The organism is Paenibacillus sp. Y930, assembly GCF_056786375.1.
This window is the reverse complement of record NZ_JBXCIX010000002.1, coordinates 729,813-751,479: the sequence shown is the minus strand read 5'-3', so window position 1 is coordinate 751,479 and position 21,667 is coordinate 729,813. Positions and strand designations below refer to the sequence as shown.

Sequence of the window (21,667 nt, the reverse complement as noted above, 5' to 3'; positions counted from 1 at the left end):
CCTTTTATCCCCATAATATTTCTAATATTAGTAAGAAGTATAGCATATTATGTAAGGCTAATGTATAAAATTCATGAATTCCAGCGAAATTTGAAAGCGTTTCACTGCATAAACTTCTTTTGTTAGAAAAAGCCTATCGCTAAGTATGCGATAGGCTCTGTCGTCTAGATCCCTGGAATCAGCGATCTTTTATGCTCTGTTTTTAAGTATTGTTTTTCAAGCTTCTCACGTACATCCTCTGGAATTTCTTTCCCTTCCAAATAATCATTGTTATGTGTGTACGTTATACCAAGCTCGTTCTCATCTGTTTGACCATCCCATAATCCAGCAGTTGGCGCTTTAATAAGAACTGATTCGGGCACACCAATGTATGCACCTACTTGATTGACTTGTCGCTTGTTCAAGCTACTAAGTGGTGTGATATCTACTGCCCCATCGCCCCACTTTGTATAAAATCCGGTAATCGTTTCTGATGCATGATCAGTGCCTACAACAAGTAAATTCATATCAAATGCTAGTGCATATTGAACGACCATACGAGTGCGAGCCTTCACATTACCTTTTCCACTGCGACTAATATGCTGATGTTTTCCAACTGATTTGAAGGCATGTTCAACCTCTAATGAAATTTCATCAACAGCTTCTTCAATATTTGTTTCAACTTTATGCGTAAGATTAAATGCTTCAGCTACAGCATAGCTATCAGCAATATCGGATTGCTCACCGTAGGGTTGGAATACAGCAAGTGTGATGTACTCTTTTCCACTTTCACTGCTTAGTTCATCTGTAGCTTGTTTGCATAGTCCTGCTACAACCGCACTATCAAGACCACCACTAATTGCAATTAACAATCCAGAGGTCCCTGTATTACGAACATGTTGTTTCAAGAAGTCAACGCGCTTACGAACTTCTTCAGCAGCATTAATACTAGGCTTAACGCCAAATCTTTCAATAATTTGCGTTTGTAATGTACTCATATATTAACCACAAAATTTATCAAACGCTGCAGTCAAATCAGCAGATATATCAGCAGCAGAACGATTTTCAATACTGTGTCGTTCGATAAAGTATACTAATTCGCCATCCTTCATTAGCGCAATTGAAGGTGAAGAAGGTGGATATGGAGCGAAATATTCGCGTGCTTTTGCAGTAGCTTCTTTATCTTGACCTGCAAATACAGTAAATAATTGATCAGGTGTTACTGCATGTTGAAGTGCATCAGCTACACCAGGACGGCATTGACCAGCAGCACAGCCACATACTGAGTTAATAACAACAAGAGCAGTTCCTTTTGCTGTAGGAAGATTAGCTTCCACCTCTTCTACCGTACGCAATTCTGTAATACCAACGCTAGTAAGATCATCTCGCATTGGTTGAATCATATCTAACATATATCTTTCAAATGACATGGACATCCATAACACTCCCTTAGTTTTTTGTATCTGACTCTCATTATACCTTCCGAGCATGAAACAGTGCAACTCATTAAGCTTATATTATGAGCTTAATTGCTGTTTCTCAATCGGAAATAAAATTTGGAAAATGGCTCCTCGTTCTTTATTATTTAGTACTTTAATATGGGCATTATGGCGTTTTGCAATATCTGCACATAAGGGAAGTCCCAATCCAGTTCCTGTATCCTTCGTCGAGACAAACGGTTCAAATATTTTAATTTTCATATCGTCAGATATTCCAGGACCTAGATCAGATACGCAGAGTAATATCCCTTCACTACATCGCGTCGTACTAATATGTAAATGACCATCTTGATCCATAGCTTCCATCGCATTGCGAGAGAGATTCAACATAAGTTGCTTAATTTCTCGCTCATTAATCGAAATAGGCGGAAGCTGTTCAGCTAATGTAATTTCCATAGTCTGACCTCTAAGATTTGCATCAGCAAGCAGCAGCGGAGATAAATCATCAATAACTTTATTAATTTGTTGGAACTCTTTTTTGACTTCACGTTGCTGTGCTAGCGCGAGAAAATCAGTTATAATCGCGTTTGCTCGATCAAGCTCATCTATAATTATACGAAAGTACTCATGCCCCTTAGAACCACTTTTTTCTTCGAGTAACTGTACAAATCCGCGAATAACTGCCATTGGATTACGTATTTCATGCGTAATACTAGCCGCCATCTGGCCAACTAAGCTTAATCTATCCATATGGTCTATTTCATGACGAAGAATATGTAACTCCGTTATATCTTGCACAAATAATGAGACCGCTATCATTTTCTTATTATCTTGAGTGGAAATTGGTAACGCAGAGTACATATAACATTTCTCACCATCAAATTGAGTAATATTAGCTGCTATTTTGTTCAAAAATACTTGTTCAACAAGTTGTGTAACAGACGAGCTGTTAGATGAAGGAAGTACATCATCAAGTTTTAGATTACAATCCAATTTATATCTTACACTCTGGAGAAGCGAATGCTCCTCATAGGCTTTGTTGTTTGCATATATAATTTCATTATTTACATTTACATTCATTACAGCAAAAGGTGCATCTTTTATGACTTGAATCCATGTGCTTAATTCATGATGATAAGTACGGTTCAATGATTGATATAAAGTAATTATTCGGTCTTTATCCTCTTGTCTAATGAGTGCCACAACTGAAATCAGCAGCGAGCTATAAAATAGTAGTCCATATTCGATTTGTTCCCACCATGTATATACAATATTGTTAACCATGAGTGGACCTGCACTTTGTATATAAAGAAGTATGCATAGTATGCCGGCTACTGTAACACTGCTCATTATTAATATAATTCTCCCGATATTATGTAAAGTTTGATACTTATAGTATATGGTGAAGGTTACTATAGAGATAATAAACACATAGGTGGTATAGATAAGAAATTCTAAACCCGAGGTATAATAAAATAGATGAAACAACACTGCGCCAACTGCGACCATTGCAAGGTAATGCTTCCCTGCATATAGGCCAGTGAAAAATAATGGAACCATTGCAAACCAGTATTGAAGATTATTTACATCCAGCATATAGTGAGTTTGTATGATGAATGAGCAGAGTGAGATTGCACTTACAGTTAGTTTGCGTGAAGATTCAGAGTTAGCATTCGTAGGGTAGAAGTACATGTATGCAGCGGGTAAAGTAGTAACAATAGCATATGATACAATCGCATAAAGCATCAAGAATCCTCCTCTAGCAAATTAACATTACTTCGCCTATCGCTTCGATTTATGTTAATATCTAGTATACACAATTACAAGCATCTTTGGTTATAATTCTTACATTTATAGCCAAAATAATTATATGCATTTTATTTGCTTTTTCGACATTTTTTAATAATAAATGAAAATGAGGATTAATATGTATTACGATATTATTATTATCGGCGCCGGTTCTTCTGGACTAATGGCAGCTGTAGCAGCTGGAAAAAACAGTACTAATGTCTTGCTTTTGGATAAGGGAGACAAGCTTGGTAGAAAATTAGGCATCTCTGGTGGCGGAAGATGTAATGTAACTAACGCAAAAGATATTGATGAATTAATTAAGAATATCCCAGGAAATGGTAGATTCTTACATAGTTCTTTAGCTACTTTCAGTAATTACGATATTATGGCATTTTTTGAATCGCTTGGTATTGCCTTAAAAGAGGAAGATAATGGTCGCATGTTCCCAATATCTAATAAAGCAAAGTCGGTCGTTGATGCTTTAGTTGGAGAAGTTCGTAGACTCGGTGTTCATATTAAAGTCAATAGTCCTGTTGCTAAAGTCATTTATGAAGAAGGTAAAGTGACTGGTGTCAGACTAATGTCGGGAGAAATCGTTCATTGTCAAAAAGTAATTGTCGCTGTTGGCGGAAAATCAGTCCCTCACACAGGTTCAACGGGAGATGGTTATGCATGGGCAGAGGATGCAGGCCACTCAATATCCCAGTTATTCCCAACTGAAGTTCCACTTACGTCCAGAGAGCATTATATTACAGATAAAGAATTACAAGGTTTGTCTTTACGTGATGTTACACTTTCTGTTTGGAGCTTAAAGGGAAAGAAGCTTATTACACATCAAGGTGATATGATCTTTACACACTTTGGAATATCCGGTCCAATTGTACTGCGCTGTAGTCAATTTGTCGTTAAAGAATTGATGAAAAGTTCAGGTACGCCGATTCGCTTAACCGTTGATCTTAAGCCTGAGTTAACAGTACAGGAAGTCCATGATCAATCCTATCTACTTTGTCAAAGTGATGCCAAGAAAATGGTGAAAAATGTTCTGAAATCATTTGTTCCCGAACGAATGATTCCACTATTGATGCGACGAGCGAATTTACAAGAAGAGATTACTTTCGATCATATTCCAAAGCAGGAATGGCTGGAGCTAGCCAATCTTATTAAAGCCTTTCCGATCCGAATTCATGATTCCTTATCGATTGAGGAAGCTTTTGTTACAGGTGGGGGAGTTTCTTTGAAGGAAGTTAATCCAAGTACATTGGAATCGAAGCTGATGAGCGGGTTATACTTCTGTGGTGAAATTCTTGATATTCATGGCTACACTGGCGGCTACAATATTACCGCGGCATTTACGACAGGCTATAATGCTGGTCGAGATGCAGCTGAAAGCTTAACTTTACAATAATAATAAATTAAACAGGCTGTAGTATTGAAGGTTTTTCACTCCTTCAATACTACAGCCTGTTATTGCGTGAAAGTTCAAAAGATCCGCTTTTTGAACTACCCTGAAAATGATGAAAGACCCTCAATCGTTGGCAGCCCATCCTCTTCGGCAATTAAATCTTCATTAACAACATATGCAGGAATTAATATCGCATCAAGTCCATACGCAGTTGAAGCAATCAGTTCATCTTGAATATGAGCTTGTTCAACTAGTGTACCTCCATTGGCCTGAGTAATCTCAAGTGCCGAAGTAAGATCCTCATTAATAACATGAATATGTAATCTCGTTGCATCATGTAAAGAGGGATCATATCCTAGCTCTTGTAACAAAGAAAAAGCATTTAACGTACTTTGTTCATCAGGGAAATCAAATACAATCGCCGTCGGTGATGACATAAAAACAGCTCCTTCTATTGGATGAGTCCATTCCTGAGCATATAGCTTTCGGGATGTATCTTAGTTATCCAACAAGAAGGAGCTTTTTATACATATGAATTATCCACGGAATGGAACAAGCTGTTCATTAATAGAAACGGTTTGCGCATAAATTTGCTGATAAATTCGGAATAAACCTGCATATTGTTCAACAGCTTGAGCATTAGGTTCATAGCTATCCGCATGCTTCACAAATTGACTTGCACATTCCTCAAGACTAGTGAACCATTGACATCCATATGCTGCAAGCATCGCTGCACCTAGACCAGGACCTTGTTCGTTCTCAAGTGAAACAACAGTGGCATTGAAAATATCAGCCTGCATCTGTAACCATACTGGATTTTGTGCTCCGCCGCCAATCGATACGACTTTATCAACAACTTTACCTGCTTGACGGAACATATCAACTGATTCGTTCAAGCTGAATGTAATTCCTTCCATAACTGCACGTGCAAAATGAACACGCTCATGAGAACCATCTACACCAATAAAGCTTGCACGAATGTTAGCATCTGGATGTGGCGTACGTTCACCAACAAGATATGGAGTAAATAAAAGCCCGTTCGAACCTGGTTGAACGTCTTCAATTCCTGCGAGCATTTCGTTAAATGACTCAGTTGCAGCAAATGTTTTCTTGAACCAACTCAAGCTATAGCCTGCAGCAAGCGTTACACCCATTGCATAGAATGAATTTTCCTTACCATGGTTGAAGAAATGTACTTTTCCTGCAAAATCTTTGTCCTTGTCGTTCTCATAAGAAAGAATAACACCAGAAGTACCAATACTGCTAAGCGTTAATCCTTCCGATAAAATACCAGCACCGATTGCGCCACATGCATTATCAGCACCACCTGCAAATACTTTAGTCGATGCAGATAGTCCGGATGCAGTAGCAACCTCTGGAAGAAGTGTACCAACTAGACCATGTGATTCTACAAGTGGAGGGCAGAAGCTTGCAGGAAGATCGAATGCTTTCAATACTTCCTTACTCCATACTTTACTAGCTACATCTAATAGTAATGTACCAGCTGCATCGGAATAATCCATATGCAACTCACCAGTTAAGCGGTAACGTACATAGTCTTTCGGCAATAAGAAGATCGAAGCTTGATCAAATAATTCTTTTTCATGCTTACGAACCCATAAAATTTTCGGCAATGTAAATCCTTCAAGCGCTGGGTTGCGCGTTACGCTAAGTAATGTATCTCCAAGTACCGACTCAATTTCACGGCACTCTGCTGTAGTACGTGTATCGTTCCAAAGAATGGCATTACGTACAACGCCGCCAGCCTCATTCAATAGCACAAGACCATGCATTTGACCCGAGAAGCTAATTCCTTCAATAGTCGATGCATCAATACCTTCTGCAGAAGCTACTTCATTCATCGCTTCAATCGTTGCAGTTACCCAATCCTCAGGACGCTGTTCGCTATAGCCTGGGCGGTCATGGAAAAGAGGATAACTACGAGTAGCTTCCGCTGCAATATTACCTTTACGATCCATGAGCAACGTCTTAACCGCACTCGTACCCAAATCAACACCAATAACATAGCTCATTGACTGTAACCTCCTAAAACTTTTTGTCTCTAATTTCAGATAATGCTCCCTGAAACGAAAATCGCTTCGGAAGCATTATCTAGTAAGTCTCATATATTTTACATTTACTCATAGCCATCAAAGCAATGTAACAAAACCTAGCAATGTGTACGATACAAGTACACGAGCGTCAATTGTTCGAAGCTTCCAATAAAGGGTCAAAGTCCGCTTTTTGAATTTCCACTTCCAATAAAGGGTCAAAAAGCGGGCTTTCAAAACCGAGCAGGTGGAGCGTTACTTGAGAAAGGCGGAAGCGCAAGTGTACATGATTACGTACACGCGAACCGCACTTTCCAAGTTCGCTTCAGATGCGATGTCGACTAAGCTACGTTAGCATCCCCATCGTTATCAAAGTCCGCTTTTTGATCTTCCTATTAAACGCTGTAAATTGCTTCGCTTAATTGTAGACGCAATCTCTCGATACGACCAGATCTGTTATCAACAACTGGGTTTGTTAATGCATGTGCTTCAAGAGCTTTAAGAGAAGATTTACCTGCAACAACATCTGCACCGATACCAGTTGTGAATGTTGCATAACGATCATCAATTAGGCTATCGAAAGTTTTTTCTTCGATTAGTTTCGCAGCAGCTTTTAGGCCCCATGCGAAGCTATCCATACCAGCAATATGTCCTAGAGCTAGATCATCCATCTCGAAGGAAGTACGACGAACTTTAGCGTCAAAGTTAACGCCACCGCGACCAATACCACCAGCTTTAAGAACTTCATACATAGTAAGCGTTGTAGCATATAGATCAGTTGGGAACTCATCTGTATCCCAGCCAAGAAGCATATTACCTTGGTTAGCATCAAGCGATCCAAGCATGCCATTAGTTGCAGCAACACGAATTTCGTGCTCGAAAGTATGACCAGCTAGTGTAGCATGGTTAGCTTCAAGGTTAAGTTTGAATTTATCTTGTAAGCCGTATTTTTGTAGGAATGCAATTGTAGTTGCAGCATCGAAATCATATTGGTGAGTTGTTGGCTCTTTTGGCTTAGGCTCGATTAAGAATTGAGCGTCAAAACCGATTTCGTTAGCATAGTCAATTGACATTTGGTATAGGCGAGCAAGGTTATCAAGCTCAAGAGACATATTCGTGTTAAGAAGAGACTCGTAACCTTCACGACCGCCCCAGAACACATAGTTTTCAGCGCCTAGTTCTTTACCAACTTCTAGACCTTTTTTAATTTGAGCTGCTGCAAAAGCATAAGCGTTAGCATTAACAGCTGTACCAGCACCATGTACATAGCGAGGGTTTGTAAAGTTGTTAGCTGTGTTCCAAAGAAGCTTTTTGCCTGTTTGTTTTTGATAGTCTTTCAACATAGCAACGATAACATCGATGTTTTTGTTTGTTTCTTGTAGTGTTGCACCTTCAGGAGCGATATCTGCGTCATGGAAGCAGTAGTAAGGAATGTTCAATTTGTCCATAAATTCAAAGTTAGCTTCTACGCGTGCTTTTGAACGATCAAGACCATCGAATTTATCCCAAGAACGAATCATTGTAGCAGTACCGAAAGGATCAGAACCGTTAGCATTAAATGTATGCCAGTAAGCAACTGCAAAACGAAGATGTTCTTCCATAGTTTTACCTGAAACTACTTCGCTTGGGTTGTATTGTTTGAATGCGAATGGATTTTTAGAAGTTTTACCTTCAAATTGGATTTTATCAAAGCTAGTAAAATAAGTCATATAATGAATCCTCCTAAAATAGATAATTTAATTGAATAAATTGATATCTGACTAGATAGTGACTTCAAAAATTCAGTATTGAAATCGCTTTATCTAGCAACCTTGATATAACAATAACATAACAATACTTAGTTTGTCTATTAAATAAACAAAGTTTTATGCTATACTACTTTCAGTATTATATTTTCGGACGGAGGTTTCACTTTGAAAGCCAAATCTACAGGTGATCTTGCTTTAGTCAAAAAACTGAATTCATATATTGTTTTGAATTGTATTCGTAAGCACGCCCCACTTTCTCGTGCTCAAATATCTGAACAAACAGGGTTAAATAAAGCGACTGTCTCTAATTTAGTAGCCGAATTAATCGAGCATAATCTTGTACTAGAGATCGGCCCTGGTGAATCGAGCGGTGGTCGTAAGCCTGTTTTACTCTTATTTAACGATAAAGCTGGCTATGCGATAGGCATCGATCTCGGCGTCAATTATATTCGCGGTGTCCTAGTCGATCTTAACGGAAACATTGAACAGGAATACTATCAAAAGCTGACTAACCAGAAACGTGAGCTAGCATTTGATGCATTAATTCAGAGCATCGACACATTAATAGAACAAGCTACAACAAGTAATTACGGTATCGTCGGGATCGGTGTCGGTGTCCCCGGTATTGTAGACCAAAATGGCACAATTTTGTTCGCACCGAATATGAATTGGCGCGAAGTTCCACTTAAGCAAATGCTAGAGGAACGGTTTGATTACCCGATCATTATCGATAATGAAGCGAATGCTGGTGCTCAAGGTGAGCAAAAATATGGTGCGGGCAAAGGGATACGCAATCAAATTTATCTTAGCGTCGGCTATGGTATTGGCTCGGGAATCATTCTCGATAAAGAGCTTTACAAAGGTACGTCTGGCTTTTCTGGCGAGCTTGGTCATCTATCAATTGATTTCAACGGTAAAGAGTGCACCTGCGGCAATCTAGGCTGTTGGGAATTATATGCTTCAGAAAAAGCTTTGCTAGAGGATGCTTCTGAATATGGCTTTGAGCATCTTGATGAATTGATACAGGCAGCTGAACAAGGTGATGAGCGTGTACTGCATTTATTCGAGAAGATTGGACATTACCTCGGCATCGGAATTGCCAATATTATCAATACATTGAATCCAGATAGCGTGATGATTGGCAATCGGATGAGTAGAGCAGCAGAATGGATTATGCCATCGATCGAGAAAACAGTGCAACAACGGGCACTTTCGTTCCATACAGAGCAGCTCCAGTTTTTATTTGCTGAGCTACAGGAACTGTCTGCTGTTCGAGGTGCCGCATACTATGCGATTGATCGTTTTTTTGAACAATTTAAGGCGACGCATCAATAGGCTTACACTGAATAGGATACATTAAGTACAAAAACGCAGAATGGGATGCCCCAAGGTGATGAATTACCTTAGAGTATCCCATTTGTATTTTGTTTATTTCTATCCTCGTTACTCCCGCTTAAATTAGAAACTCAATAGCGCATGTCTTCCCTTATCTCACCTATTTCCTTGTCTACTTCCAACGATGGAGACTTACGAATGATGATGCTTTACCGATAATTTCTATAGTGACGGTATGTTGTTTTACGACGCCATTAGAGTAAGTCGCCACAAAGATTACATCATACATCCCTTTCTTCATATCTGAAAATTCGATATGCCATAGTTCACCTGTCCATTTCGTAGCATTTTGACGAAGTAGAGTCGTACCGTATTTATTAAGTAGCGAAACAGTTACTTCTCTTGCATAAGTAATCCCTGTTGAATTTGAACTTGAGTCTATCGCCCCTGTATTTGTCGTGCTTGCCTTCAGTATGAATTTTTCACCCCCATAAAATTGATCGCTATTCCATATAGCAGCACCATTCGTTGTTGCAGATTGATTGTAGCTTAATCTATATTGCTCCCATAGATCAGTATGGACAACTTCTCCAATGAGATCTAATTCATTAACAGTGATGAATTGAGTGAGCAGCACCGTAGCGCTCTTCCCATCGGATACCGTTTGCTCAATTTTATATTTTCCTATTGCAGCATTATGAATACTAAATGCATCGCTACTATATTGAGCTTTTGTTAGTGAATAGTTACTAGTTTGCGGATACATTGCAATCGTTCCATCTGGCGCGGTTACTTTATAGCGAACAAGCAGCATATCTCCATCTTGATCATCCACTTGATGCTTGAGTTGAATATGATCACCTTCCCAAATGGTAGCTGGCGACCATGTAAATCCTGCTGTTGGCGGCTGATTCGTTATAATATTGAAATATTTATCGGTTGCATATACGCTCCAATCATAGCCGTCAAAGGATCTAACACTAACTCGGTATACCGTATTTTCAATAAGATTCCAGTTGCTAGGAATGATAAATGATTGAGCTGAACCTGTAGCAACAGATGACGTTTGCAATATCGCTCCACTAATAGATTTCAAAACTAATTCATACTTAACTTGCGGATCGTTATCTGCATCTGTCATTTTCCAGTGTATTGTAGGAGTTAATGAAGTGAAGGTGGTAGCAGTCGCGGGGGATGTTGCAGTTGGAGTAGTAACTTCAACGTTAGGAAGACGATTAATAATAGTTATCGGTTTCACAATCAATGCGGTCGCACCGTCATTGTCGGTTACCGTTTGTTGTATATTCAATTTGCCAACTGTTTGAAATGATCTTGTGAAATCGCCACTTGAGCTTAATGTAATAATAGAGCCATCGTCTGCTAAATATTCGTATTTTTGCTTATCAACATATCCATCCAAATCAGTAGCTTTGCTCACAAAATTAATATCTACCCCTCGATACGTAGGATTCGGATTCATCGTAAAGCCTGGTATTGGTGCTAGATTCAAAATCGTTATGTTCTTTTTATCGATTTCACTCTTCGCATCCAATTGATCCACTACCCAATTTTCTAATACATAAGATCCCTTTTCAACATAAGTAATAGATATGTTTTGCGTGTACCATTCCCTTACTTTGCCTGAAGGTGACGTTAATCTCCAAAAGGTCTGTAGGCTTGCAACATCTTCCGTATCGGCATCGGATCGGCTAGAGGTGTAAGCATACGGTTCATTAATGTATCCTGTAGAACGACCGCTTGTAATGGTCGTGGTTGGCACTTGGTTGACTACATTAAATGCATGAGTCATATAGCTACTCGCACCTAATGGATCACTAGCTTTCAATTCTAGCTGCCATGAACCTACGGCTAATTTACCTAATCCTCTATCTTTAATTTTGAAACTCGGATGCTGGGCTGTTCCTAGATTATAGGATTTATCACCATAATAGAGCTTCCATTGATACGTTACATTGTCGCTATCTTGATCGGGATTAGCCGTTAGATTGGTAACTTTGTTCACCGTATCTCGATACGTATCTTCTAATGGTTCAAAATCAGCAATCGGTGGGAAGTTAACAACTTCTAAGAAATCGGTATACGTTTCTGACCATAATTCAGCATCTTTCACACGCAACGATAACTTATAACTGCCTAATTGATTAAACCCTGCTGCTACTGTAGCTGCCTTAATTTGATTTAATGTAGGGGTTGTACCGCTATTTAGAATAACTTGATTGTCTCGATATACTTTCCATTCTCTTGTTGTAATGGTGTCACCATCGGGATCATACGATTGATCGGTTACAATAGCTTGCTTGCTCCAGGAGACTGACTTCGGATCAATCGTGAACAAAGCAACTGGTGGCTGATTGAATGGATTCGTGGTCACATACTTCACAACTTCACTTGACCAAGCCCCGTCAATATCTTTTACCTTTAACGCTACAAAATAATCGGTATTCGCTTGCAGTTGACTAGGTGGCTTACCAACAGTCCAATCTGCATCGTCTACCTTCTTCCACTTCCAAACCCATGTGGTAACCCCTTTGTTACGCTGTGAATAGCGGTCTAGGTCATAGCTGTAATCTTGAATCGTTAATCTCCTGCTCGAATTAACAATAGCGGAAAACTCGGCTACTGGCGCACGATGCACATATAACACTAAGCGAGATAATGAATCTTGACTCCATAAATTATAATTGCTGAACTTAGTATTGGTAGTAGGATCATCCTGCACTTGGACCACCATTTCATACAATCCGACCTTTGTAAATTTGGTGGTCGGTGACTCCTGGTACTGTCCGATTCCTTCCATTACGCCTGTGTTGTTCTCATAGACACTAGGATCATGAGTCGTGAGGAATCGTTCATTAATCTTCCGATCCTTCTCGAAATCCTCATAGTACGTATTAATCATTACATCGGAGCTATAATCGCCTGTCGTGCTGTCATAGTTCAAGACTAATGTATCTGAGACACGTTTTGGATTTTTAACGGCTGTAGCTTCAACGTACTTCTTCAGCTCGCCTGTCATATAAGTAATATTTGTTCCTGCAAAGAAATAACCATTGCCATTGTTGGAAGCAATTAAGCTTTCATTCGCTACTTTATTATTAGCACTTCCCATAGCAGTAAAGAACGTATAATTCCCTTTCAAGAGCAATGAAACCTCTTCTTCGACAAGCGGATCATTAAATTCTGACATTGTACCTTGATTCAACCATAGAACGTAATTGTTGCGATCATCACGCCAATTCACTTGATTCAATAATTCATACAATGTTGAGCTGTTTGTACCTTTGATATATTGAGGTGTCACGATAATATTTGATTTTTGTAATTGCGTGGTTAGATCTTTAATTGATGTTGTAACGCTTGCTTCTGCTACACCTGGATTAGCCATTAAAATATGAAGATCTACTTCTTTTTTATCTGTAATATAGCTACCAATACTACCAAATGCAGTATTAATTTCACTGATATTATAGCGTTGTCCTTTCCCTAAAGCGGATTGAATTTTATTCGTCACAACTTCATTACCGCTGCTGCCGATACTAATATAATCGATCTGCTGTTTCGAAAGTTCTGCAATAGTATTTCCTAATGTAGCTTGTCGGTCTAAATGTGGAATAGCCGAATCATCGAGCCGAACATAATATTTTTCTGCATCTGTACGATAAGGCACTTCTTGTAGTATATCTGTGATATATCGTTTTTTAGCTGTATACCAATCAGGTAATTTGGGAAATTTAAACGAGGAATACGTTATCTGTCCATCAGTATATGCTTCAATTACTTCTTGTGTCGCTAGATTAACAAAATAGTGTCTATACTTAGTATCTCTTAAAACAATATAATCTCCGATATAAGCGATAACACCTTGATTTAAATTGAGATCATTTAAAAAATCCAGTGAAACTTCTGATGATGGATCTCTATAATCCTCTAGATATCTCCGCTTAAATCCCGTGCTATAATCGGAGTATACAAGTTGTACTCCATCTAAGAATTGAGCTGTAACTCCACCTCTTTGACTTCCAAGATTACCTGGATTTTCAGATAACGTTCTTGTCTCACCTGTTGTCGGATTATATATAGCTAAAGCATAAGCAGGATTATTAAGTGAGCCTGTAGATGTGATACGTGATATTATAATTTCCCCTGTTTCTTTTGAATAAGATAATATTTTTGCAGCACCTCTTAGGTAGTTTCTTGTAGGGATTGTTGTCACTGTTGGATCAAAGTAATATTCATGAGCACCTTTTGCTATTATATTGTCGTACATCCACGTGCCATCAGAGTATATCAGGTCCCAACGAAAAGTAGGGTAATCCAGACTAGCGGCTACATGTTGATCTTTCATCTTAGTACTTTCTCCGTTTTTAATAGCTTCTAATATATCTGTCGTGCTTCTTTGCGAATAAAGGTATCTAGGGTCGTTCCAAGGATCATGATAACTTCTACGTGATATAGCCATCCCATTAGGTGCTATTTTTACAGAACTTGCCATCCGTGAAGTTACTGTCGGATATCCATTAGGGCTAAATCTTTCAGGTGGTACTTTAGTTTGGTCTGCAAGAAAAACATTCTCTCTTGAGAATAATAATGTTGTTTCAGGATCATATGCAACATCCCATGCATGGGAATAATTTGTAAGATACTCCTTTTTAAATTGTTTCGTTAAGATATCAAAAGAGTACAATGTAGTTGGAGATGAATTTACATAATCACGGTCTGTTGAAAAGTAATAATACTTTGTTATACCTTCACTCGATTTCTCTACATGAACCTTATAATCTAAACCGCTTGCTTGCAGTTTCGGTCTAAGCTGTTCATTGATCATACTATTGACTTGCTCCATCGTATAATCCGTATTACCGACATCTACAATTACATCTACTTTACGCTTTTCTTTTACTTCAAAATCCACAAAAGGAGGGAGATTCAAAATCTCCCCCTTTTCATCCTTCTTTTCAATAGCAAAGATAGTTGTGGAAAATGAAGAAAGTGTTAATAGCAGTACGAGCAACATTAGAATGGATTTACTGGCTACTTTCTTCATATCGATTGTTCTCCTTTATTCCCATGTATTAGATTTTCTTCGGTCATTGGCTGTTACAAAGGCATCTATCGTAGGTTGTCCAAATTCTTCTTGCACTTCAAGGAAGAATCGATATTTACCGACATGCTTACTCTCGTAAACTACATTACTTTCATTCCCACTTTTGAATAATACTTTGGTTTCATTGTAGATGCCATCGTTATTCGCATCAAAGATTACATACCAATTACGTTTAGCAATCGGATCTCCATCAGTAGAATAGGAACGATCAGTAAATTCAAATGTTGCTAGATTGCCCTTTACTGGATCTCGATAGATTTTCTCCTGGAACGTAAAGTTAGTATAAGGTACTTCATCGGGCTTGATCGTAACGGCTCGTTGAACGGTATCTTTGTAACCTGCTGTATTTTCAACAGTTAACGTCACTAAGTATTCTCCTGCTTTCTTAAACAGCACATCGATTTCTTTTTTGCCTGTCAGACTTCCGCTATATTTGATTTCTGTAGCAGGAATATCACTATACAGTGATTCGATTTTCCATATTGTTTTTGCTGCAATGACTGGATATTTTGTAGGGGAATTTGATGATTCTTTGAACGTTACCTTGCGAGTTTCTTTAAGCGTACCGCTTTGCTGAATGGCTGCTTCTACGGTTGGTTCTACGACAACCAAGGAATGATATGTGCCATGCTGCAACCCATCGTTATCTTTCACATACAACAGCACCCTTTGAGCACCTAGCTTGTCATACCAAGTGTTAACGTCAGCATAGGTAGCATCATATTTGTTTTGCTCTACACTAACATCTTTTGCTCCTGCCATTACCCATCGATAAGATTCGATAGTTCCGTCTGTGTCGTAGGATTCGTAGCCATTAAAAGAAGTAATATCACCTAATTTCACTTCTGATTGTCCATCGATTACAGCTACAGGCGGTTGCTTCTGTGGACCTGTTGTTGGTTCTGGTGTAGGAACTGGCGCTTGTTTGTAGACGTACGTTGCTGCATTCAGCAATCCACTGTCTAATGTGCCGGTATAATATGAACTTGGTTTATAAGAGCCTTGAACACGTGCGGAGAACTGTTCCGTCACATCCTTAACGCTTGTGCTGCTTAACCGTGATTTGCTAATGGTGTACTTATACGTTTTTTTAACGGTTGTTTTTCCATTGGCTGCTATAATATCGCCTTTCGGATCTGAAATCATTGTTCCATCTTCAAGCCGAACGAATAGCTTGTACTCGTTTAATGCTCCTGGTTTATCAAGTCCTACGACTTCCCCCTCTAGGATCAGATCGATAACAAGATCATCGCCCTTGTATTGCACACTGCTAGGATCTGCCGTTAGTTTACCTACAAGCGTTGCTTTACCGTATGTCACATAGTTAGCCGTGATGTTTCCCCAATACTTGTATGTAATCGATGGGATCGTATCGGCTACGATGAAATATTCGTAGTAAACAGGGTACATCCAACAGCCTGCTTCACCTGTTAAAAAGTTTGAACTATGTGTTTTGATTTTATTAGAGTACATTTCCGCAAAAAAATTGCTATCCATGAGGTAGCGTACACCGATATTCGGATTTTTAGGATCGTAGTTGTTAGGATAGACAATACTTTTCGCTTTGAAGGTCGTATCGATTGCAAAAGCAGAACCTTTTGGTACTTGTAACGATGATGGATCAATTAAACTACGATTAATAGCGCTTCCCTCGATAACAGGTCGCTTTTCACGATCTAGTTCGTACTTGAAAAAATTAGTGTTGTTTAAACTTAGCGTTCGTTCAGAATTAGTAATAACATAACCCATAGTGTCTACTGGAGGATCAGTAGGGAATTTACTTTTACTAGAACTCATATAGTCGTTAAAAGATGTATTAAAATCTGTACTATTACGTGAATTAACTTGCCACTTCATTCCGTCACTGTATCGACAAACTGCATTACCAGGATTCGCTTTAAACAAAGCTCCATCGACATCTTTAACACCCACAACCTTATAACTTGATATTTTTTCTTCTTTCCCTTTAACAGTGAATATCAGTTGACGTTTGCTCATGTTAACTTCGGGCTTTCCAACGAGGGTTAAGCCGTTTTCAAGCTTAATGCTTGTTAGATCGATTTCAGCAGCATCTGTAGGCAAGTCCACTGTATAGGTGACCTGGCTTTTTGTTGCATCGCTCTCTTTGACTTTCAGTGGTCTTGAAAATTGAGAAACACTTCCACTTTCTGCTTGTGCAGTGAAGGAATATAGGCTGATGAATAAACCGAATATGAGTAACACATTAAGTCCACGTTTCATGTTATTCCACCTTTTCAGCTAATCTTTTTGAATTCAAAACATCTTTATTAACCGTACCCATAGAGATAAATTGAATATCTGCATCATCGTTTTTCAACAACGCTATATTTCCAGTCAATGATTCTCCTGGTTCTAACGACCAAGTATTAATATAGCTTCCTTTTTCATCAATCGTATTTTTGGTTGCTAAGCTTAGCGAAAAACTTCTAGCTGATGCATAACCAACTCTAATTTTTTGTTCTAAATCTGAATAGTCTCTTGCAATAGTTTTTGTACCTTTATTCGTAAACGTGACCTTTAAGAATAAAACGTGATTTGCACGATCGTAACGAGGAAAAGCATACTTTTCATTCAGAGCTTTTCCTTCTGCAGAAGTCTTTTTATATAAAAATGCTTCGTGATATGTAATTTCTAAGTTATTTGAAGTGATTGTGATCGGTAATTGTTCGAGTTCCTTCATACCGTAATCTGCAAAATTATTTGTAGCTACTGTGCCTGTTGTGAAATGAACGGTATTTGATGCATTATCATAACCGATCTTCACCCCTAGACCTTGTGCGATAAATCTTGCAGGAATGAATACACGACCTTTTTTCATTTCAGAAACAGTATCCATTACGACTTTCTTTCCATTAACCGTAATCTCTTTTTTACCGACAACAACAGAAACCGTATTTTCACCACGTACTAGAGTCGCTGTATTCGTTGCTGACGACCATGTAATATTTTTGTTTTCAACGCCCAATGCACTAGCGATCAAGCGTAGAGAACCCATTGTACGGTTGTCTTTGTTAACATATGGTGCAGGCTCACCAGTTGGCGTTACGAATAACTTCCCATTCACTTTGAACATTGGTACATCACTTGAAGCTGCACCTACTGAACCAACAAGACCAAATAGTAGAACGATTGATAATAATAATGTGATTGCTTTTTTCATAATAATCTCTCCTTAAAGTTTTTTAGTTTTAATGATAACTTTAATTTCTTATATGATTGGTTACACGGAGAATAGTAGTTGTACTCACTATTCCAATAAAAAAATCCCTCAAAGAACGAAAAAAAGAAGCACCTCCAAGATTTCTCTGGAAGTGCTTCTTCGCTACAACTAATATATCATAATCCGAAAATAGTTTCTATATATTTCCTGAAATTGATAATTACACATTATATTCATTTGCCTACAGTAGAAATAGATCTCGGAGCTTATCCTTTAACAGAACCTGCCGCAATACCTTCTACAATTTTATCAGATAGGAATAGGAACGCGATAAGTATAGGTAATATACTTATCATTAGTGTGGCACCAATTGCTCCCCAATCTGTTGTATACTGTCCAATGAAATTTTGGATGCCGACAGTAAGTGTTTTGTATTTATCTGAGCTAATGAATGTATTAACAAAAATAAACTCATTCCAATTATAAATAATATTAATAATACCTGTCGTTGCAAGTACAGAACTTGTCATTGGAAATATGATTCTGAAGAAAATCTTATGCACTGAACATCCATCGATAACTGCTGCCTCTTCAACTTCTTTCGGAAGCGTGTAATAGAATCCTAGTAATATCATAATGGTAATGGGCATATTAAATGCCACATAGCTTGCAATTAATGATAGTGGATTATCGATAAGATGAGCTTTACTAAACAAATTGAATAGCGGGATTAATGTGGAATGAACAGGTATCATCATTGCCACCATAAATAATCCTAACACGAACGAGCTGCCTTTCCATTTCATCCGTGTAATCGCGAATGTTACTAAACTTGCAACTAATATTGTTATCGCTGTTGCAGCAATCGTAATCCATACACTATTTAAGAAATATAGATCAATATTTCCGGAATTCCATACTTTGGCGTAGTTTTCCCATTTTGGATTTGTAGGCAGAGCTAATGGTGGCATATTGAATATTTCTTGATTGTTTTTCAGTGAGAAGAACATTAACCAGACTAAAGGAAATAGTTGAAATACTGCTACGCCTGCAAGTACAACATACAGTAAACCATAGCCGATTTTACTTATTATGTTATTGCTATAACTAGTTTTTTTATGTTTGATTGGAATTGTTCCCTGCATCATTCATTTCCCCCTAAAACTTTTCGTTACTTCATGAAATAATTCTCTGTAAGAAAAGTACATCGAAAGCATAGGCTATAACTTTTCATTCACTTTCGAAATAACTTCTCGTTATATGGAAAGTTACTTTGGAAGCATAATTCATGAATATTGAATTTGTTCTTTAGTTGCTGTTAATTTACGAACAATCCAAGTTACAACTAGACAGATCACTAATAGAAAGAAACCTATTGCACTAGCGTAACCAAAGTCATAAGATTTGAATGCAATGCGATACATATAGGAGGCCATTACTTCACTTGCTCCATTAGGACCACCATTGGTCATAACATAGATCAAATCAAAATATTTCAATGACCCTACAAGAGCCAGGACAATCGTAACTTTAATTACTTCCATCGCTAGAGGTAATTTGATTTTGTAGGCAATTTGGAAAGCATTTGCACCATCAATCGTTGCTGCCTCTTCAAGTGATGACGGTATGTTTTTCAAAGCAGCATAATAGATCAATATATAAAACCCAGCATATTGCCAAATAATCGGAATGATAAGTGCATATAACACAATGGACGGATTCGCTAACCATTCTGGTGTATTGGTAAAACCTAATGCTTCTAATAGAGTATTAATTATCCCGTTCGTCGGATGATAAATTTTCATCCATAATTGTGCGATAGCTACTGATGATAATAACATAGGTATGAGATAAATTTTCCGAAATGAATTTGATCCTTTAATTTTGGAAGACAACACTAATGCTACTGCCAAATATAGTACTAAACTCAATGTAGAGAAGACTGCTAATAGAAGCGAGTGACCTGCACTACTCCAAAAATCTTTATCTTGTAGTACCCCACTGTAGTTTTCTAGCCCAATAAACGTCATTGAACCGATACCATTCCATTCATGAAGACCATAATAGCCTGTTAATACAATAGGTATATATACAATCGCAATAATGAAAAGTAATGCTGGCAATACATATAATGCAATAATTCTTTTGTTAGACATAACTTTATCCATTAGTAATAACTCCCTTCATGGGCCAATAATTGAAAGAAATGGCTTATCTGATTAATGTACAGATAAGCCATTTCTAGATATAGGTTATACGCTACATCTTATTGTCCCGCAGAAATTGATGTATCATGTTCTTGTGCAAATTGCTCTGGAGTATTTGCTTTACCGAATAAAGCTTGGATTTGATTAAGATGTACTTCAGCGTCATCAGATTCCATCTGTACATCAGCGAATAATGTAATGCTGCTAGCTTTGCTCATTTCATTGAACAAATCGATATATAATGCAGGAAGATCCAATGTAGAAGTATCCACTTTCGTTGCTGGAATAACACCCGCACCAGTTACAGCACGTTCGCCCCATTTTTGAACAAAGTACTCTACAAATGCTTTAGATTCTTCTTTCACTTTAGAGTTTTCAGCGACGAATAGTCCAACACCAGGACCACCAACCCAGCCATCAATATTACCTTTACCACCATCAACTACCGGGAATTTGAAGAAGCCTACTTTATCTCTGAATTCTTGTGTGTAATCCTCATTCGTTGTGAAGTTTGGTAATTCCCAAGTTCCCATCAAGTACATAGCTGCTTTCTCGTTAACAAACTCTGATTTTCCTTCATCATTAGATAAGCCGTTGAAACCTTTGTTAAATGCGTTAGCGTTAACTAGATTTTGCACCTCTGTAGCTGCTTGAACTAATCCTGGATCAGCAAAAGATTTTGTGCCTTGAATAGCTCCTGCCAATGTTTCTTGACCAGCAATGCGATCAGCAAAATACATATACCAAAGTGAACCCGTCCAACGATCCTTGTTACCAAGAGCAATCGGAGTAATACCATTTTCTACAAGTACTTTCACAACATTTTGGAACTCCTCATATGTTGCGGGCACTTCTAAGTTTAATTGTTCAAAAATCGCTTTGTTATAGTAGATTGGTGCAATATTGAATTCTAACGGTAGAGCATACGTATGATCATTCATTGAATACGCTTCCGTAGTACCTGCAACGAATTGATCTTTAAGTGAACCAGCCAAAAGCTCTTCGATTGGCGCAAATAAATTACCTTCTACATAAGGTTGCATAAAGCCCGCTGCCCAAGTTACGCCTACATCTGGTAGCTTGTTAGATGAAGATAATACTTTTAGCTTATTTTTATATTGCTCATTTTCAAGCACTTCCGTCTTGATCGTTACATTTGTATGTTCAGTTTGATAATCGTTAATAATTTCATTTACAATTTTATTCTGACCCGCTGAAATACCTTCTGGCCATAAATGCATGAAATTGATCGTTACTTTTTCTGTTCCTGCTTTGTTACCACCATCTGCTGGAGATTTTCCTTCTTTAGATGAGTTACTACCACATCCAGCAACCAATAATGTGAAACATAGCGTTAATAGAACCAACATCTTTTTATTTTTGTACACGATTACACAACCCCTTTTTTT

14 protein-coding genes are annotated in these 21,667 nt (G+C 38.1%); 2 read left to right on the top strand and 12 right to left on the bottom strand.

Annotated elements, in window-relative coordinates; translation table 11 throughout:
* Positions 1-164: 164 nt before the first annotated feature.
* The 3 genes from nadE to AC1TO5_RS08615 all read right to left on the bottom strand — a co-directional run bounded on the left by nadE (position 165) and on the right by AC1TO5_RS08615 (position 3,164).
* Entirely contained in the window at positions 165-977 is an 813-nt protein-coding gene (gene nadE / locus AC1TO5_RS08625) for an ammonia-dependent NAD(+) synthetase (protein WP_482062382.1), read from the bottom strand.
* Between the two features lie 3 nt (positions 978-980).
* On the bottom strand, positions 981-1,415 hold the full coding sequence (locus AC1TO5_RS08620; protein ID WP_482062381.1) for a BrxA/BrxB family bacilliredoxin: 435 nt from the start codon (positions 1,413-1,415) through the stop codon (positions 981-983).
* Positions 1,416-1,496: 81 nt separating this feature from the next.
* Positions 1,497-3,164 (bottom strand): two-component system sensor histidine kinase NtrB, encoded by a 1,668-nt coding sequence (locus AC1TO5_RS08615; RefSeq protein WP_482062380.1) that lies wholly within the window; start codon positions 3,162-3,164, stop codon positions 1,497-1,499.
* A 181-nt stretch (positions 3,165-3,345) separates the two neighbouring features.
* Here AC1TO5_RS08615 and AC1TO5_RS08610 point away from each other — a divergent pair, with 181 nt between their 5' ends.
* On the top strand, positions 3,346-4,614 hold the full coding sequence (locus AC1TO5_RS08610; RefSeq protein ID WP_482062379.1) for a BaiN/RdsA family NAD(P)/FAD-dependent oxidoreductase: 1,269 nt from the start codon (positions 3,346-3,348) through the stop codon (positions 4,612-4,614).
* Between the two features lie 95 nt (positions 4,615-4,709).
* Here AC1TO5_RS08610 and AC1TO5_RS08605 read toward each other — a convergent pair whose 3' ends face one another.
* The 3 genes from AC1TO5_RS08605 to xylA all read right to left on the bottom strand — a co-directional run bounded on the left by AC1TO5_RS08605 (position 4,710) and on the right by xylA (position 8,371).
* The gene (locus AC1TO5_RS08605) at positions 4,710-5,048 is read right to left on the bottom strand and encodes a hypothetical protein (protein ID WP_482062378.1); all 339 of its coding nucleotides are present in this window, start codon (positions 5,046-5,048) and stop codon (positions 4,710-4,712) included.
* A gap of 99 nt (positions 5,049-5,147) precedes the next feature.
* Positions 5,148-6,644: a xylulokinase gene (gene xylB, locus AC1TO5_RS08600; RefSeq protein WP_482062377.1), complete on the bottom strand. Its 1,497-nt coding sequence runs from the start codon at positions 6,642-6,644 to the stop codon at positions 5,148-5,150.
* A gap of 413 nt (positions 6,645-7,057) precedes the next feature.
* A complete protein-coding gene (gene xylA, locus AC1TO5_RS08595; protein ID WP_482062376.1) occupies positions 7,058-8,371 on the bottom strand; it encodes a xylose isomerase in 1,314 nt (437 codons plus the stop codon).
* 204 nt (positions 8,372-8,575) lie between these two features.
* Between xylA and AC1TO5_RS08590 the strand changes: the two genes are divergently transcribed.
* Positions 8,576-9,745, top strand: coding sequence for an ROK family protein (locus AC1TO5_RS08590; RefSeq protein ID WP_482062375.1), 1,170 nt, complete (start codon positions 8,576-8,578; stop codon positions 9,743-9,745).
* Between the two features lie 172 nt (positions 9,746-9,917).
* On the opposite strand, the gene AC1TO5_RS08585 is transcribed toward AC1TO5_RS08590, so the two are convergent.
* The 6 genes from AC1TO5_RS08585 to AC1TO5_RS08560 form a co-directional block, all read right to left on the bottom strand.
* Positions 9,918-14,810 carry a fibronectin type III domain-containing protein gene (locus tag AC1TO5_RS08585; protein ID WP_482062374.1) on the bottom strand — a complete coding sequence of 1,631 codons (4,893 nt, stop codon included), beginning with the start codon at positions 14,808-14,810 and terminating at the stop codon, positions 9,918-9,920.
* Positions 14,811-14,825: 15 nt separating this feature from the next.
* Entirely contained in the window at positions 14,826-17,111 is a 2,286-nt protein-coding gene (locus tag AC1TO5_RS08580) for a PKD domain-containing protein (RefSeq protein ID WP_482062373.1), read from the bottom strand.
* 1 nt (position 17,112) lies between these two features.
* Positions 17,113-18,051 carry a copper amine oxidase N-terminal domain-containing protein gene (locus AC1TO5_RS08575; protein ID WP_482062372.1) on the bottom strand — a complete coding sequence of 313 codons (939 nt, stop codon included), beginning with the start codon at positions 18,049-18,051 and terminating at the stop codon, positions 17,113-17,115.
* A gap of 266 nt (positions 18,052-18,317) precedes the next feature.
* Positions 18,318-19,196: a carbohydrate ABC transporter permease gene (locus AC1TO5_RS08570; protein ID WP_482062502.1), complete on the bottom strand. Its 879-nt coding sequence runs from the start codon at positions 19,194-19,196 to the stop codon at positions 18,318-18,320.
* 141 nt (positions 19,197-19,337) lie between these two features.
* A complete protein-coding gene (locus AC1TO5_RS08565; protein ID WP_482062371.1) occupies positions 19,338-20,219 on the bottom strand; it encodes a carbohydrate ABC transporter permease in 882 nt (293 codons plus the stop codon).
* A 98-nt stretch (positions 20,220-20,317) separates the two neighbouring features.
* On the bottom strand, positions 20,318-21,628 hold the full coding sequence (locus tag AC1TO5_RS08560; protein ID WP_482062501.1) for an extracellular solute-binding protein: 1,311 nt from the start codon (positions 21,626-21,628) through the stop codon (positions 20,318-20,320).
* Positions 21,629-21,667: the final 39 nt, after the last annotated feature.